Source organism: Leptolyngbya sp. NK1-12, assembly GCF_032598965.1.
Taxonomy (GTDB): domain Bacteria; phylum Cyanobacteriota; class Cyanobacteriia; order Elainellales; family Elainellaceae; genus Elainella.
In genome coordinates, this window is record NZ_CP053588.1 from 95,324 (window position 1) to 112,041 (window position 16,718).

Sequence of the window (16,718 nt, forward strand, 5' to 3'; positions counted from 1 at the left end):
GGAGAGAGACTCTCCCTCCTGCGTTTCTGCTCTAAGACAAGGGGCTATTTTTGCCCAATGCCAGCCGCTACCAAGGCTTCACGAGAAATCGGCTGTTGGTTTTGGCAACACTCGGCTAGCTTCCCATTCACCACCACTGCCGGAACTCGATGAATCCCGTATTGGGTTGCTTTTTCCAGACTTTCGGACGTTGAATTGCCTTCCCGCAAATCCCACACCTGAATGTCACAGTTCTCACACGCAAGCGATCGCACCAATTTGAGGGTTTCGTCGCATAGCGGGCAACCTGCCGTAAAGACTTCTACTAGACGTTTAGCCATTTCCAAATGTCTCCTTTTAGTGCTGGTTCTAGCGTAAACCTTATACCTGACTTCAAGGTCAAGGGGGGGGACTGTAAGCGGCTACTGCCAAGCGTCAGCTTTTCATTGCAATTTCATTTTTACGTATTACATTAATCGACAGTTCTAATAGCAATGATGTTCTATTCCTTGATGAAAGACTTGACTCTAAAGCCAACCTCAGGCTTTATGATGCAGTTCAAATGATGTGATGTGTCACTAAAACGCTTGAGATCTATAACCTTCGGCGAACTTGGCTGACGTAAGAAACTAACGCTGCAAACCGAGGGCTGAAGGAAGTACACATCACATTGGTTCAATCATTTTATTTAGTTCAGGAGTGTTTTTCAATGAAACGCATCATGTTTTCTAGCCTATCCATGCTAGCTATTTTTGCTATCGCTAATCCTGTGTTTGCCATGACTGAGGGATTTGAGCGCGAAGATTTATTGACTGAAAATGGGAACGATAGAATTGACAACGTCCAGAAGGAAAACCTGAATCAACAAATATCAACGGAAACACACTTGAGCGAACGTTTTAAGGAGGCGCATCGGAGGCGATTGGATAACAACTAAATCAGCTTTGTAAGTTAAGACTTAGTTGGATAACTGTAGTGTGGGCATTCTTTCTGACATAGATAGGATGCCTAACTACAGAATCGCTAAATGTATCTTTGGCTTTGCATAACCTTGTTGAATTGAGTGTCTGTCAATCTATTGACTCTCAAGTCAACTTGAGGGTTTAGTATGTTTTTTCGGTAACTTGTCTGACTCATCATTGAGGAGTGCGAATGAAACTCTCTAAACTGGTTCTCATCGTTTTCAGCATGACTGGGCTTACCTTCTTGGCAGCTTGCGGCACTGGGCAATCCACGGGTTCAGGCAGTCGCCCAACGGCTGCTTCAGATACGACTGGAAAAACCGAAGCATCTAGCCGCGACATTCAACCTGTGACTCAAACCGGAAATGCGCGGATGACCCTGAGCGAACTGACCATGCCACTGCCGCAGGGAAAGACCACCTTGAGGCTAGTTGTGGCTGATCCAACGGGTCAACCTCTAGCGGTTCAAGGCATTGAGGCTGAAATGACGATGTCTGAGCAAGCGATGGAAGCAATGGGGATGAAGGAAATGGGGGCAGGTTCGGCAAAAACCGAGGTGAAATCAGCTGCTTCACCCGGCACCTATGACATTGAAACGAACTTTCCATTTGGTGGAGATTGGCAGTTAACGGTGGCACTCAACGATGCTCAACCGCCTGCTCGCGCGGTCTTTGATATTCCGGTGCAGCAGTAACGTCCTGAAGCAAGAATGGTCTCACACCCACAGTTGACATAATTCTTCATGTCGCTACTCTTGACTCTACAGGCGACTTGAGAGTTTAGACTAAGGCGATTCACACGCTAAAAGAGAAAATGACCAAACCTGCGATCGCTCAACTCACGACGGAATTAGGCAACCATAAACTGTTGAAAATCGGAGAACTGGCGGCTCAAACTCAGGTTGCGGTTGCCACGATTCGCTATTACGAAACCTTGGGATTATTAGCACCTACGACAAGAGCAGATAGCGGCTATCGCTATTATGACGACGAAGCGGTGCAACGGTTGCAGTTCATCAAAAAAGCGCAATCGCTGCAATTCTCCCTCTCAGAGATTCAACAAATTTTAAAGGTGCGATATCAGGGCTGTCCGGCTTGTTCGGTGGTGCGGGAATTGCTCGATCGCAAAATTGATCACTTGAACGAGCAAATTCGTCTCATGCAATCTCTGAAGGGAGAGCTAGAAACCTATCGCACTCGCTGGGCCGATCGCCCGCTTGATGATCCAGATAGCCGAGAGCTTTGCAGCCTGATTGAAGAAGTCGCTTACCAAAGCATCCCTATTTCCAAACCTTGAGGAGAATTGAATATGCCGCCTCAGATGATTCCTCATATCTCTAGCCTTGCTGTACTGTTAACAGCTGAATTAATGGCTGAATTAACAGCTGAACCAGTTACACAGGTACAGCACAGTATGGAAGAGATGCCAGAAGCAATGCCGATGCAGCAAAATTCTGGCAGCCCAATGACGTTTACTGGCCTAGTGTTAGGTGCGGTGGTGCTGATTGTAGGAACGGCGATCGTTACAAGAGCGATCGTCACAAAAACACTGCGATCTAAACAAAGAGTTACTTTTGATCAGAATATTAATGATATTGCTCAGGATATAGATAAGGATATAAATCAAGATATAAATCAAAGTATTGCTCAGACCCATCCGGTGAATCCGCCAGATCAGGAGTCTGCTCAGTTGACTGACCAGTTGACTGACAATCAGCCCCTCACCCATCAGCCTCTTACCGATCGACCCGTGAGGCGATCGATTTTATCTGTTAAAACCCTCTCGGCGCTAGGAGTCTTTGTGGTGTTGACGGGGGGAATTGCAACCGCCACCAGCTTGCTCAAACCTGCTTCTCTCATGGCAGGCATGGACGGCATGGAGGGGATGGAAGGCATGTCGATGGAAGACATGATGCGCGTGGATGGTTCCTTCAATCCCGTGCCTGTAACGGTCGAAACGGTTGAACCTAGCTTGCTAGAAACCAGCGTTCGCTATACGGGGTCTGTTCGTCCTTACCTGGAAGTTGCGGTCTATCCCAGAGTGGAAGGGCAGTTGACGGAATATACCCTCTATCCAGGTGATGCCGTGGCGGCTGGTCAGGTTTTGGCGCGTCTGAATGCAGCGGAACGGTCGGCAGATGTGGCGGAGATGATCGCTGAAACCCGCGTTTCTCAGGCAGAGTTGCAGGTAGCACAGGTAGAAATTACCGAACAGCAACGGGAAGTAGAGCGGATGGCAGCCGAGTATGATTTTTTGGCGAAAGAGGTCGTGCGCGCTCAGGTTTTGGTGACACAAGGGGCGATTTCTCGTAGCGAATTTGATCGAAAAGACAGTGAAGCAACGGCTGCACGAGCCGCCTTGAGCAGTGCCCAAACCAAGCTGGAACGAATGCAGGCTCAGGTGAACGCGGCGGCAGCTAAGGTAGCTCAGACTCAGGTGAGAAGCGATCGCGCCACGATTCTGGAGAACTATACGGCCATTACTGCGCCGATTACGGGCATTGTCCAGGAACGGATGGTAGACCCTGGAGTCTTCGTCCAGCCGGGAATGGCGATTCTTAAAATTGGTGACTATCGTCGAGTGCGTCTGCAAGCGAATGTAGCGCAACAGGATGCCCTGCAAATCAAAGTGGGTTCTGCGATCGTGGCACGGCTGCCGGGAGCGGGGACGGAAACGATTCCAGGCAAAGTTACCAGCATTTTTCCAATGGCGGGGGAAGCAACCCGAACGGTGATGATCGAAGCGGTGGTTGATAATCCAGGTCAGCGACTGGCGGCAGGGCAATTTCTAGAGATGAACATCATCACCGCTCGTAAACCGGGTGCTCTCTCCGTGCCGCAATCGGCAATCACGCTGTCAGAGGAAGAATCAACCGTTTGGGTCATGGAAGATGGCATGGCGAAGCGCAGAGTTGTCACCACTGGGCTGATGAGTGGCGATCGCATTGAAGTCACTCGTGGGCTAAAACCTGGGGAATTGGTGATCACGACTGGCAGCAGCCGATTGGTTGAAAATGCCAAAGTTGTGGCGATCGATGCCTCTGGCAATCCGGTTGCGAGTCTCAATGACGCGAGCCAGGGTAGTGTGCAGATTCAGTTAATTAGCCCTGAGGGTACGGTAGCAATGGGAGACAATCAACTGATTTTGCAGGTACAAGATGCGACTACAGGTGAACCGCTCCCTGTGCGTGAATTAAACGTGAATGTTGCAATGCCCATGCCGAATATGGCTCCGATGCAAACTGAGGTGGAGGTCAAACCTGCCGATCAACCAGGTCGATTCCAGGTCAACACCTATTTTGGGATGCGCGGTACGTGGCAAGTCACCGCCAACGTTAAAGACGAAGAACAGCAAGGGCAAGCAACCTTTACGCTAGAAGCTCAATAAACTACAGCACTTGACTTCTATCCTGCTAACTCGCTCCATACTCCCGGTTTACTCCAATTCCCCCTATGAAAACGTTTCTAACTCGCTGGTCAATCAAGCATCCGGTGGTGGTGGCGGCCCTGTACATCGCGGTGGTGGTGCTCTCGATGCTGACGCTCGTGCTGCTTCCCGTGCGGATGATGCCCTATGTGGAAAGTCCGCTGGTGTCGATCGTGACGATGGCACCGGGTTCTTCGCCAACGGAGGTGGAAACCTATATCACCAAGCCGATCGAGCAGCGCCTGACGGTATTGGATGGGGTGCGGTTCATTCGCTCTAGCTCGCAGCAGGATATGTCGCTGGTGACGATTCAGTTTGCTTGGGGCGACGATATTGGCAAAGCGGTGCAGTCGGTGCAGAGCGTGATGACAGCGGCAGAGGGAGATATTGAACTCGATGGCTTTAACTCGCGTTCCTATTGGGTGTTGCCGATCGATCCGCTGAACCGTCCGGTGCTGACTTTGGCGCTGCGAGGAGAAGGCTGGGACCCCGTGCAGTTGCGGGAATTTGCCGACAATACTTTGGTGGATCGGCTGACCCAGGTGCCAGACGTGCAGGCGGTGTCAATCTTTGGCGGCTATCGACGGCAGCTTCAAGTGGTGGTCGATCGGCAAAAGTTGGCTGCCTACGGACTCTCCATTTTGCAAGTGCGGGATGCGATCGATGCCAATAACGTCAGCCAGGGGGCAGGTGTGTTGACCCAGGGCGACTCCGAAATCCTGGTGCGATCGGATAAACGGGCGTTGAGTGCTGCCGATGTAATGGACTATCCGGTGCTGGAGCAGGACGGGCAGGTGGTCTATGTGCGGGATGTGGCGATCGTCAAAGACACCGCTGAGGAACGGCGCAGCAGCTATCGTTATAACGGCGAGGCTGCCCTGGCCGTCAATGTGATTCAGCAACCCAACTCCAGTTCGCCCCAGGTGATCCGGCAGGTGCGGGCAGAATTGAAGCGAATTCAGGCGGCAAACCCTGGACTGACCTTTGAGGAAGCCTATGACAACTCCTATCTGGTCAACATTATCCTGAACAGTACGTTTCAAGAGTTGCTGATCAGCGTCTTGCTGGCGGGGCTGGTGATTCTGGTGTTTCTAGAAGATTTTCGCGCCACGGCGATCATTATGATCTCTATCCCCCTGTCGCTGGCGCTCTCAACCCTGCCCTTCATCCCCATCCAGATGTCGCTCAACTCCTCCACGCTGATTGGCATGATGATGGCGCTCGGCAAGCTGGTAGATGATTCCATTATTGTGATTGACGCGATCGATCAGAAACTGCGGGGCGGATTGCGTCCGTTACAAGCCGCCATTCAGGGCACCGGGGAAGTGTTTCTTGCCAGTGCGGCAGCGAGTTGCGTCATGATTGCGGCATTGATACCGACTATTCTGGCGGGAGGGCTGACTGGGCTGATGTTTGTGGGCATTGTTTGGCCGATGGTGTTCGCCTTTGTTGCCTCGCTGTTGGTGTCAGTGACGTTGATTCCGTTAATTGCCGCCTTTGTGCTGAAGCCGCCCCAGTCTCAGCCACGCCGAAACGGGTTGCAACGGTTGCTGCTGCCGGTTCAGGTCGGGTTTCAGCGCCTAGAGCAGGGCTATGGCTGGCTGCTCGATCGCTGCTTGAACAATCGGGAAATGACCCTGGCGATCGCTGCTGTCTCGATTGTGTTAGCCGTTGCCCTCTATCCCTTTGTGCCGCAGGAAATGATGCCCCTGGGCGATTCCGGTCAGTTCATGGCATCCCTGGAGATGGAGGCGGGCACGTCCTTTGCCAAAACCGACGAAAGTACTGCCCGCTTTGAGCAAATTCTGCTGGCGCAGCCTGACGTTGAGAAAGTCTCGTCCCAGGTTGGCTTTGAGTTCACCCGCAACAGCACCTACTTCAGCGGCTACAGCATGGATAGTGTCAACGCCGCGTCCCTGACGGTTACTCTCAAGGACAACCGCGATCGGGATATCTGGGAAATTATGGACAGCGTTGCTGCCGAAGCCCATCGCACCATTCCCGGACTGCGCCGCATTGCCCTCAAAGAAATGGGCGTTGATTTGATGTCTACCTCTGCGGCACCGATTCAGCTTGCGGTTTATGGCGAAGAGTTGGACACCTTGCACCGATTAGCGGCAGACGTGTTACGCATTGCCGAAGCCACCCCTAGCTTAGTCATGGCGCAAACCAGTTCGTCCCTAACCCAGCCCGAATATCAACTCACCGTCGATCGCCGCCGGGCTGAGGAGTTGGGCATGAATGTGCAAATGGTGGCAGAACAAGCCCGCTATGCGCTCAGTGGCGGCTTTACTCGTCGCTACTATAACCGTCCCAACCTGCGCCAAAACTCAATTCTGGTGCGCTATGATGCCGCCGATCGCGCTACGCCAGACGATTTAGCCGCTACCTACATCACCACGCCCCAGGGACAGCAAGTGCCGTTGAGTACAGTAGCTACACTGGAGCGCCGAAATGGCCCGACGTTGATTGAGCATGTGAATGGGAAACGGGTCGTGTATGTCAACGGGTACTACCGCAAGGGCGCTCCGGCTTCGATGGATTTGTCGATGGCAGTGGCGATGCGGGCAGGCACGGATCTGAATTTCCCGCCCGGTTACGGACTCGATTCGATGGGCGACATGACCGACATGATGATCGAGTTCAGTCGCTTGCTCAAGGGCTTACTGGTGTCGCTAATTTTGATCTACCTGATTCTGGTGATTCAGTTTGGCTCCTTTATTCAGCCGCTGATTATGATGGGAGCGATTCCCTTGCAATTGGTGGGGGTGTTTGGCGGTCTGATCCTGGCTCAACAAACCCTTTCGACCGTCTCGATTCTGGGCATTGTGATTCTGTCAGGATTATCGCTGTCCGCCGCGATTCTGTTGCTAGAACTGGTGTTGGCAAAGCGGGCCGAAGGAGTCCCGCGCGATATCGCCATCCGCATGGCTGGACCCGTCCGCTTAAAAGCCATCACCATGACCACCCTGACGACGATGATCGTAATTGTGCGACTCGCCTTCTTCCCCGACATTGGCATGGATGCCTACTCACCGATCGCCACCGTGATTTTAGGAGGGCTGACGATCTCAACATTGCTGACCCTGATTGTGATTCCCGTTATGTACAGCGTTGTAGACGATACGATTCAATGGTTTGTTCACCTGGAGACAAAAATAAAAAGGCATAATCATTGGACGAGAGGATAGCGCAGGAGATTTGGCAGGATATCACCTTTATTTCGGGTTTGACCGTCGGCTGACCATAATTAAATTGCTAACAATTTGGTGTTCAGTAGTTATTTCATTGAAATTTTATTTTTCCGCACTATCTATAGAGATAGAAACACTAATAACTATAGGGATTAACTGTCTAGTCAATTGGAGTGTTTAGAGTAGTAGACAGAGTACGAAAATCTCTAGCTGATCGTAATTTCAGTAAGGTTAGAAATTATTATGAAACTTCGTCGTCGTCATTTTCTGACTTTTAGTGCAGCTAGTGCGGGTGGCGTTTTACTCTCTCGTTGGGTGATTGGGCGGAATCAACCTTTACAAGCTGTAGTTCTCTCCCCCGATCTATATAAAAGCAAGGATGGCCTGCTAGAGCTAGATTTGGAAGCAGGCAACCATTCTCTGATAGTGGGCGATCGCCAAGCGCAACTTTTGAGTTTTAATGGTCAGTTTCCGGCTCCGCGATTGGAGGCAAAGCCAGGAGACACAGTACGGATTCACTTCACCAACAAACTCTCGCAGCCGACAAATCTTCACTATCACGGGCTACACATCACCCCAACTGGCAATGCAGATAACGTATTTTTGAGCATTCCGCCCAATGAACGTTTGACCTACGAATTCACCATTCCACAAGATCATCCTGCCGGAACGTTTTGGTATCACCCTCATCATCACGGGAACGTTGCAGAACAAGTGTTTGGCGGATTAGCAGGTCTCTTTATTGTGCGAGGAGATTTAGATGAAATTCCAGAGGTAAAAGCTGCTCAAGAGGAATTTCTCATTTTGAAAGACTTTGATCTCGATGCCAATGGGCGAATCAATCCTCCGAATCACATGGCATTGATGATGGGGCGGGAAGGCTCATTGATGACAGTGAATGGACAGGTTAACCCTACACTCTCCATGACTTCTGGTGGCTTATTGCGTCTGCGACTACTGAATGCCTCCCCATCTCGTTTTTATCGCTTGGCGTTAGAAGACCATCCTTTTTACCTGATTGCCACTGATGGAGGGGCGATCGCAGAACCTATTGAACTAACTGAAATTTTGCTAGCACCTGGAGAACGGGCTGAGGTTTTAGTGAAAGGCGATCGCGCTCCTGGAGAGTATCAACTGCTCAATCTTCCTTACAATCGCGGTGGTATGGGCATGATGGGGGATGGCATGATGATGCCAGGCAGGAGTGGAATGGGGGGCATGATGCATCACACGACTCAATCTCAATCATCGCAGCCGTTAGCGACCCTTACTTATCAAGGTTCTACAGATCCCCTACCCTTACCAAAAACGTTGGCTGACGTGGAAGTGTTGCCAGAATCAAATCAGATCCGTCGCATTGAGCTGTCAATGGCAATGGGCATGGGCAGTGGTATGTCATTTCTCTTCAATGGCAAAACCTTTGATCCACAGCGAATTGATGCAGACGTAAAGCTTGGTACGGTAGAAGATTGGGAATTGGTTAATGTTGATCCCGATCGGATGGATCACCCCTTTCACTTGCATGTCAATTCATTTCAGGTGATGTCTCGTAACGGTCAACCCGCACCTTATCGCGCCTGGAAAGATACTGTGCTAGTCAAAGGTGCAGAAACGGTGCGGATTCGGATTCCGTTTAGAGATTTTGTGGGAAAGACTGTCTATCATTGTCACATTCTCGATCACGAAGATTTAGGCATGATGGGGCTTTTAGAAATTGAGGCATAGCTAAAATCTTCTATTCCAACTTCACTCGCCGTAGCAACATCGCGTTGATTGCAACCACAACCGTAGAGACACTCATAAACAAAGCACCAACTGCTGGGGAAAGTAGAATTCCTAATGGATAGGCAACTCCAGCGGCAAGGGGAATACCAATGATGTTGTAGCCCGTTGCCCAAAACAAGTTCTGGATCATCTTGTTGTAAGTAGCCTTAGCTAACTTCAAGGCATAGGTTGCATCCAGCGGATTACTTTTCACCAGTACCAGATCCGCAGACTCGATCGCCACATTTGTCCCTGCACCGATCGCAATTCCCAAATCAGATTCAAACAAAGCAGGGGCATCATTAATGCCATCACCGACAAATGCGGTGGGTTGTTCTGACTTTAACCGCCGTACTAACGCCGCCTTATCTTGAGGTAGAACACGGGCATAATAGCGATCGATTCCCAGTTGCTCTGCAACCGTCTTTGCGACTGCCTCTGCATCTCCGGTAATCATCACCACCTGCACATCCATTTTTTGCAGTCGTTGTACTGCAATACGGGCTTGTTCACGAACTTGGTCAGCTAGTCCAAACAGAGCAAGAACCTGCTGGTCATTGAGCAACACAATCGCACTTTCTCCTTGTGATTCTGCTGTCTTCAGTCCTTCTCGAATTGGATTTGAGACAGTTAATCCCAATTCTTCTGCCCATTCGGGTCGCCCGACGCGGTAGCGTTTACCGTTTACCGTTCCCTCAACACCTTTGCCCGCAACCGCTTGAAACTCGCTCCCTTTTGGTAATTCCAACTGTCGTTTGTTGGCTTCCTGTACAATCGCTTGTGCCAGAGGATGCTCTGATAGGGATTCTAGGGCTGCTGCGATCGCCAAAGCCTCTGTCTCGTCAATTCCTTCGGTGAACGTGTGCTGTACGCCAAAGCGTCCCTCTGTGAGCGTGCCCGTTTTATCAAAGGCGATCGCTCGAATATTCCGCGCCCGTTCAAATGCTTCTCGTTTACGAACTAAAATGCCATGTTTGGCGGACATCGATGTGGCATTTACTAAAACTAGAGGAATTGCTAAGCCCAGTGCATGGGGACAGGTAATGACCAATACTGTCACTGCCCGATTAATCGCAAACGTGAGGGCTGGACCAACTGCCAACCAAACGACAAATGTTAATGCTCCAATTCCAATTGCAGCCAACGTGAGCCAATAGGCAAGCTGATCAGCCAAGGCTTGATACCGACTTCGAGAAGTTTGCGCCTCTTCTACCAAGCGCATAATCTGACTTAATGTAGTTTGTTCTCCAGTGCGGGTCACTCTTACAGTTAGTGCGCCTTCACCACTGACAGATCCTGCAACCACCTCATCCCCAACCTGTTTTGTCACTGGACGAGATTCTCCTGTCAAAAAGGCTTCGTTGACGCTGGAACCGCCTTCAATTACCTCACCATCTATTGGAATTTGCTCACCAGGACGAATCAAAATTGCGTCATTTTCACCCAGTTCACTCACCGAAACATCTTCAATACGTCCATTCACCAAGCGATGAGCAACAGAAGGGACTAGATCGGCTAAATGCTCTAAAGCACGACTGGCTCCTTGCACCGATGCCATCTCAATCCAATGCCCCAAGAGCATCACATCGACCAGCGTTGCCAGTTCCCAGTAGAAGGGTTCTCCCTCTAATCCGAAAGTAACCGCCACGCTGTAAACAAACGCTACGGTGATCGCTAGCGCAATCAGCGTCATCATTCCAATCTGGCTGCGTAGCTCGTACCAGGCTCCTTTGAGGAAAACCCAACCTCCATAGAAGTAGATGATGGTGCTCAGTATTGGACTAACCCAAGCAGCACCCGGAAACTCGACAGCTTGATAGCCAAACCACATTTGAAGGTGAGATGCAAAGTAAAGAATGGGCAGGGTCAGCAGCAAACAGATAAAGAAGCGACGTTTGAAGATTCCTGGGTTATGACCTGCGTGCTTATCGTGACCCATGTGGTTACCATGCCCCGCATGGTGATCTCGTGCGGATGCAAGCTGTTGCTGGTGTTCATAATGCCCAACATACTCTTCTGTCTGCTGAGGCTGATGATGCTCATGATGCCTCACGTGGGAGCTAGAATTTTGATGCCCGTGCTCGTGGTTGTGCTGCATGGAAGCCCCCTGTAAATGCTAGGAGTGTAATGCGAAACCAGATATCACTACCTGAGACGGAAGTACCTTTTGCCATAGCAATGTTTCTTCTACTTCTCAATTCGCACATAAAAGTGAAACAGGAATGAAATTTCTAGGGTTGTTTATAATTCGTTATTCTTAAATCGCTTTGTTGCTTTCATTTTGATCTGATATTCCCTTGCTGGAATAGAGGCGCTGCATCTTAGCCGAACCACTAGCAGAGGATATTTTGCGCCGAAATTTCATCCTGGTTTTATATTTACCTGCAATACTACTCCTGAAGTTTTGTTAAAACCTTCACCTGTATCATTTTCCCTGCTCTAGGAGATGCCAATGGCTCTTACTCTGAAACACGCCGGTTTGCTACCTAGCAGTCGCATAGTGGGCACATGTCTCACCCTACTGCTACTGACAACTTCGGTCAGAGTACTCGCTCATACTGGGCATGGTGATGAATTCAATCAGAACCAGTCATCTCAACCAGCAGGAGCGATCGCAGTAGACAGCACAACAGCAGAGCAGATTGGGTTGAAAGTAGAACCTGTCACTCGTCAATCTCTAGCATTTGGCGTACAGGCAACTGGACAGATTGAAGCCTCCCCCAGTCGCAGAGTAGAGGTGACAAACCCTGTAGGTGGAACGGTGGTCAAGTTGCTTGTGGAACCAGGAGACGGGGTTGAAGCAGGACAAGCTCTAGCTGTGATTACCAGTGGGGAACTGGCAGAACTGCGCGTTACAGCGCTAGAAAATTCCGCAGAGCGACAAGGGGATGTGCAACAGGCTGAAGCCAACTTGCGGTTGGCTCAACAAAGCTATGAAAGACAACAGCAAATTGCTCAAACTGCCGTTGACCAGGCAAAAACGGAACTGCGCGTTGCTCAAGAGCAGTACGATCGGGATAAAGAACTCGCAGAGCAAGGAGCCATCCCCAGACGGGAATTTTTGGAGTCAGAAGCACATTTAGCATCAGCACGACAAGCAGTGACGGAGGCTGAAAGTCGATTAGCAGTGTTGGAAGCCCGAACTGAGGTAGAACGCGCTCAAGCTGCCCTTCAGGTGGCTCAATCTCGTGCTCAACTGAGTGCAGGAACATATCAAACTCGATTACAACAACTTGGTGCAGAAGCCAATCCAGACGGCACGATTACGATTAGAGCACCGATTTCAGGGACGATCGCCGATCGTACTGTCACATTAGGACAATCGGCACAAGATGCAGGCGCAACGTTGATGTCGATTGTAGACGATCGCACTGTGCTAGCCACTGCCAACATTTACGAGAAAGATTTGAATCAGGTTTCTCAAGGTCAGCGAGTGCGGGTTACAGTGTCGAGCTTGCCGAATCAAATTTTTGAAGGACGCATCACAACAATTGGATCGGTCGTAGAAGGAGAGAACCGAGTGGTGCCTGTAAAGGCAGAGTTAGACAACGGGGATGGCATACTCAAACCGGGAATGTTTGCCGAATTAGAAGTGCTAACCGATCGCACTCCTGAACCCGTTGTTGCGATTCCTCAATCAGCGATCGTTGAGGCAAATGGTCAGCCACTTGTTTTTGTCCAAAACGGTAATACATTTCAACCCATTGAAGTAGTGCTGGGTCGTCAAGCGGGGAATTTAGTGGAGATAGAGAGTGGATTGTTTGAAGGCGATCGCGTCGTCACCCAACGCGCCAATCAACTTTATGCCCAATCCTTGCGAGGTGGCTCTGCTGAACCAGAGGAAGCAGAAGCAACAGAAGTGACAGAAGCAAGCGGCGCTGGTAGAACATTGCCCTGGTGGATTTTGCTGCCAGGGAGTGGGGCACTGGCGATCGGTACGTTTGCAGCAGGTGCTTTCTGGTCAAATCGCCGCAGCCGCAAACAACTGGCTGCAACCCTCAATTCATTAGAACACCTCGACGATCAGCACAATGGACATCACAGTGTGAGCAAAGCGAATCACGAGGCTGCTCTCCTCTCGGCAGATGCTCATCAACCAGATTCTGAGGTGTAAACGCTGTCCCAAATTTGGTAGCAGTGCCCAATTCAACAGCCTATTTGACACAAAGGATGGCTTTGAATTGACAGGGGAACTAATAGTGCCAAAGCGATTAGAGATAAACTTGGTATGCTTAACGCGATTCTAAAATGGTCGATCGTCCAACGATGGTTAGTGGTGATTGGAGCGGTAATCGTCACCGTTTTAGGCACCTACAATCTCACAAAGATGCCGCTGGATGTGTTTCCTGACTTTGCGCCACCGCAAGTCGAGATCCAAACTGAAGCTCCAGGATTGGCTCCTGAAGAAGTAGAGTCATTGATTACGCTACCCATCGAAAGTGCGGTGAATGGTACTCCTGGTGTAGAGACGGTGCGATCGTCTTCTGCGGTGAGCATCTCAGTGGTTAGGGTCATTTTCAATTGGGGAACTGATGTTTATCGCGCTAGGCAGCTAGTCACAGAACGATTGCAGCAAGTACAGGAGAAGTTACCAGAGGGAGTCGGAACCCCGCAGATTTCTCCGGTTTCATCTCCGATTGGCACGGTCTTAATGTATGCCTTTACCGCCGAAACAACTCCACTAATGGACGTGCGACGATTGGTGGATCGAGATGTAACAAACCGATTGCTGGCAGTTCCAGGGGTGTCTCAGGTGATTGCTTACGGTGGGGATGTACGGCAGTATCAAGTCTTAGTTGATCCAGCAAAGCTGACTGCTTTTAATGTCTCGTTGCAAGAGGTGACAGAAGCTGCGGAAGCCGCTAACGTCAATGCTGCTGGAGGGTTCCTGACGACTCCCGATCAGGAAATGATTATTCGAGGGGTGGGACGGCTGGAATCAATTGATCAATTGGGAGCATCGGTTGTCACCGCTCGTGATGGACAACCTGTATTGCTGCGCGATGTGGCACAGGTAAATGTGGGAGCTGCATTGAAACGGGGAGATGGTAGCTTTAATGGTCAACCCGCCATTATTGTGGTGGTGAACAAGCAGCCGATGAATGATACGCCGACGGTGACACGGGCGATCGCACGAGCAATGGAAGAGGTGAAAGCCGGACTGCCCGAAGATGTGACCGTAACCGAAACGTTTCGTCAGGAAAACTTCATTCAAGCATCAATTGAAAATGTTCTCGGTTCATTGCGTGACGGCATCATCATCGTATCCATCATCCTGCTGTTATTTTTAATGAACTGGCGAACCGCCGTTATTACCCTCAGTGCCATTCCCCTATCCATTCTGGTAGGGATGCTGATTTTGAACGCCTTTGGACAGGGTATTAATACGATGACGTTGGGTGGCTTAGCGGTGGCGATCGGGTCAGTAGTAGACGACTCGATTGTGGATATGGAAAATGCCTATCGGGGACTGCGAAAGAACCAATTAGCAGGCACTCCAGAACACCCGTTTAAGGTGGTCTACGATACCTCTGTCGAAGTACGGGTGAGCGTCATTTTCTCGACGGTGATCATTGCGGTGGTCTTTGCTCCGATTTTCAGCCTCACAGGTGTGGAAGGACGGATTTTTGCCCCAATGGGGGTTGCTTATTTGGTGTCAATTTTTGCCTCAACCTTTGTGGCGATGACCCTTTCACCTGCTTTGTGTGCCATCCTGCTAGCAAACCGTCCTCTCCCTAGTGATGAAACCTGGGTAAGTGCCTTTTCTCAGCGGCTCTATCGCCCTGCCCTCACGTTTGCGATGCGTCGCGCCAAGGTTGTGCTGATGATTGCAGGGGCTTCATTAATTGCATCCCTGATTGTGTTCTCCAGTCTGGGACGAGTGTTCTTGCCGGAATTTCAAGAGCCTTCCCTGGTAAATGCGATGTTGCTCTATCCCGGTGTTTCTTTGGAAGCAACCAATCAATCTGGGATAGCGGTGCAAAATGCGCTCAAGGATGATCCGCGCTTTGCTACTGTGCAGTTACGAGCCGGACGTGCCCCCGGAGATGCTGATGCAGGTGGGGTGAACCTGGGGCATTTAGATGTGGAACTGAGTCAGGAAGGGTTGAAAGACCGGGAAGCATCGCTGGAAAAAATCCGTGAAGAATTTGCCCGCATTCCAGGAATTGCACCGAGTGTCGGTGGTTTTATCACCCACCGAATGGATGAGGTGTTATCAGGAGTCAGGAGTGCGATCGCTATCAAGATCTTTGGTCCTGATCTGGACGAACTCCGCTCCATTGGTAGCGAAGTCGAAGCGGCAATTCGAGATGTAGAGGGCTTGGTCGATCTGCAACTGGAACCCCAAGTCCCAATTCGGCAGGTGCAGATTCAGTTCGATCGCTCAGCCGCCGCTCGATATGGTCTAACGGTGGGTCAAATTTCTGAGATAGTTGAAACAGCACTCAATGGTCGCGTTGTCTCGCAAGTATTGGAGCAACAACAGCTATTTGACCTGCTGGTCTGGTTGGAAGACGAATCTCGAAACAATCTAGATACCATTCGCAACTTGCTGATTGATACACCCACAGGTCAAAAAATTCCCCTGGCTCAAGTTGCCCAGATTGATTACGGAACAGGACCGAATACGATTAACCGTGAAAATGTCTCTCGTCTCATTGTGGTATCTGCAAACGTGGCTGGACGAGATTTAGGGTCTGTTGTGAATGAAATCCAGTCCAAGGTAAAAGAAACTATACCGCTTCCCTCTGGATACTTCATTCAGTACGGAGGTCAGTTTGAGTCAGAGCAACGGGCAAGCCAAAATTTGCTGATATTTGGTGGGTTGGCGATTGTCGTGATTTCGATCCTGATGTACTTTGCCGTGAAATCCGTTGCCGGAATGCTGATGATTATGATTAACCTCCCTCTTGCCCTAGTCGGCGGCATCTTTTCAATTGCATTAGGAGGAGGGATCGTTTCCGTTGCCTCACTCGTCGGCTTCATTACCCTGTTTGGGGTTGCCACTCGCAACGGCTTGTTGCTGGTTGACAATTACAACAATAAATTGGCGCAGGGAATACCACTTCAAGAGGTAATTGTCGAAGGTTCAATGGAGCGACTAGTAGCCATTCTGATGACAGCACTCACTTCAGCCTTGGGAATGGTTCCTTTGGTCATCGGCACGGGAGCCGGGAAGGAAATTCTGCAACCATTGGCGATCGTAGTTCTAGGTGGTTTATTTACCTCTACAGCGTTGACGTTGCTGGTGTTACCTGCCCTCTACTCGTTGTTTGGACGATATCTAATTCCAAAAGAAGCGGCAACATCTGTTTCAACCGATGTCTTTCAGGATTCTATTCCTGACGAAGTTCCGATTGCATAAGTTCAATTCCATTTCCTAAAGAAAGGT

General features: G+C 50.1%; 10 protein-coding genes. 8 read left to right on the forward strand and 2 right to left on the reverse strand.

Annotated elements, in window-relative coordinates; translation table 11 throughout:
* Positions 1–44: 44 nt before the first annotated feature.
* On the reverse strand, positions 45–320 hold the full coding sequence (locus HJG54_RS34925) for a thioredoxin family protein (protein WP_316437139.1): 276 nt from the start codon (positions 318–320) through the stop codon (positions 45–47).
* A 368-nt stretch (positions 321–688) separates the two neighbouring features.
* Between HJG54_RS34925 and HJG54_RS34930 the strand changes: the two genes are divergently transcribed.
* The 6 genes from HJG54_RS34930 (at position 689) to HJG54_RS34955 (ending at position 9,286) form a co-directional block, all read left to right on the forward strand.
* A complete protein-coding gene (locus HJG54_RS34930) occupies positions 689–916 on the forward strand; it encodes a hypothetical protein (protein ID WP_316437141.1) in 228 nt (75 codons plus the stop codon).
* Between the two features lie 215 nt (positions 917–1,131).
* A complete protein-coding gene (locus HJG54_RS34935) occupies positions 1,132–1,635 on the forward strand; it encodes a FixH family protein (protein ID WP_316437142.1) in 504 nt (167 codons plus the stop codon).
* Positions 1,636–1,754: 119 nt separating this feature from the next.
* The gene (locus tag HJG54_RS34940; protein WP_316437143.1) at positions 1,755–2,237 is read left to right on the forward strand and encodes a heavy metal-responsive transcriptional regulator; all 483 of its coding nucleotides are present in this window, start codon (positions 1,755–1,757) and stop codon (positions 2,235–2,237) included.
* Positions 2,238–2,249: 12 nt separating this feature from the next.
* Positions 2,250–4,328, forward strand: a complete 2,079-nt coding sequence (locus HJG54_RS34945; RefSeq protein ID WP_316437144.1) for an efflux RND transporter periplasmic adaptor subunit — start codon at positions 2,250–2,252, stop codon at positions 4,326–4,328.
* Positions 4,329–4,393: 65 nt separating this feature from the next.
* Positions 4,394–7,558, forward strand: a complete 3,165-nt coding sequence (locus HJG54_RS34950) for an efflux RND transporter permease subunit (RefSeq protein WP_316437145.1) — start codon at positions 4,394–4,396, stop codon at positions 7,556–7,558.
* A 246-nt stretch (positions 7,559–7,804) separates the two neighbouring features.
* On the forward strand, positions 7,805–9,286 hold the full coding sequence (locus HJG54_RS34955; RefSeq protein ID WP_316437146.1) for a multicopper oxidase family protein: 1,482 nt from the start codon (positions 7,805–7,807) through the stop codon (positions 9,284–9,286).
* Positions 9,287–9,296: 10 nt separating this feature from the next.
* Here HJG54_RS34955 and HJG54_RS34960 read toward each other — a convergent pair whose 3' ends face one another.
* On the reverse strand, positions 9,297–11,423 hold the full coding sequence (locus tag HJG54_RS34960) for a heavy metal translocating P-type ATPase (RefSeq protein ID WP_316437147.1): 2,127 nt from the start codon (positions 11,421–11,423) through the stop codon (positions 9,297–9,299).
* 354 nt (positions 11,424–11,777) lie between these two features.
* Here HJG54_RS34960 and HJG54_RS34965 point away from each other — a divergent pair, with 354 nt between their 5' ends.
* Positions 11,778–13,439 carry an efflux RND transporter periplasmic adaptor subunit gene (locus HJG54_RS34965; RefSeq protein ID WP_316437148.1) on the forward strand — a complete coding sequence of 554 codons (1,662 nt, stop codon included), beginning with the start codon at positions 11,778–11,780 and terminating at the stop codon, positions 13,437–13,439.
* Between the two features lie 114 nt (positions 13,440–13,553).
* Entirely contained in the window at positions 13,554–16,691 is a 3,138-nt protein-coding gene (locus HJG54_RS34970; protein WP_316437149.1) for an efflux RND transporter permease subunit, read from the forward strand.
* Positions 16,692–16,718 lie beyond the last annotated feature (27 nt).

Excerpts from the sequence above, each read along its gene's own strand:
- HJG54_RS34930 (WP_316437141.1), top strand. The coding sequence starts at position 689 with ATGAAACGCATCATGTTTTCTAGCCTATCCATGCTAGCTATTTTTGCT.
- HJG54_RS34925 (WP_316437139.1), bottom strand. The coding sequence starts at position 320 with ATGGCTAAACGTCTAGTAGAAGTCTTTACGGCAGGTTGCCCGCTATGC.
- HJG54_RS34960 (WP_316437147.1), bottom strand. The coding sequence starts at position 11,423 with ATGCAGCACAACCACGAGCACGGGCATCAAAATTCTAGCTCCCACGTG.
- HJG54_RS34965 (WP_316437148.1), top strand. The coding sequence starts at position 11,778 with ATGGCTCTTACTCTGAAACACGCCGGTTTGCTACCTAGCAGTCGCATA.
- HJG54_RS34940 (WP_316437143.1), top strand. The coding sequence starts at position 1,755 with ATGACCAAACCTGCGATCGCTCAACTCACGACGGAATTAGGCAACCAT.
- HJG54_RS34945 (WP_316437144.1), top strand. The coding sequence starts at position 2,250 with ATGCCGCCTCAGATGATTCCTCATATCTCTAGCCTTGCTGTACTGTTA.
- HJG54_RS34970 (WP_316437149.1), top strand. The coding sequence starts at position 13,554 with ATGCTTAACGCGATTCTAAAATGGTCGATCGTCCAACGATGGTTAGTG.
- HJG54_RS34935 (WP_316437142.1), top strand. The coding sequence starts at position 1,132 with ATGAAACTCTCTAAACTGGTTCTCATCGTTTTCAGCATGACTGGGCTT.
- HJG54_RS34955 (WP_316437146.1), top strand. The coding sequence starts at position 7,805 with ATGAAACTTCGTCGTCGTCATTTTCTGACTTTTAGTGCAGCTAGTGCG.
- HJG54_RS34950 (WP_316437145.1), top strand. The coding sequence starts at position 4,394 with ATGAAAACGTTTCTAACTCGCTGGTCAATCAAGCATCCGGTGGTGGTG.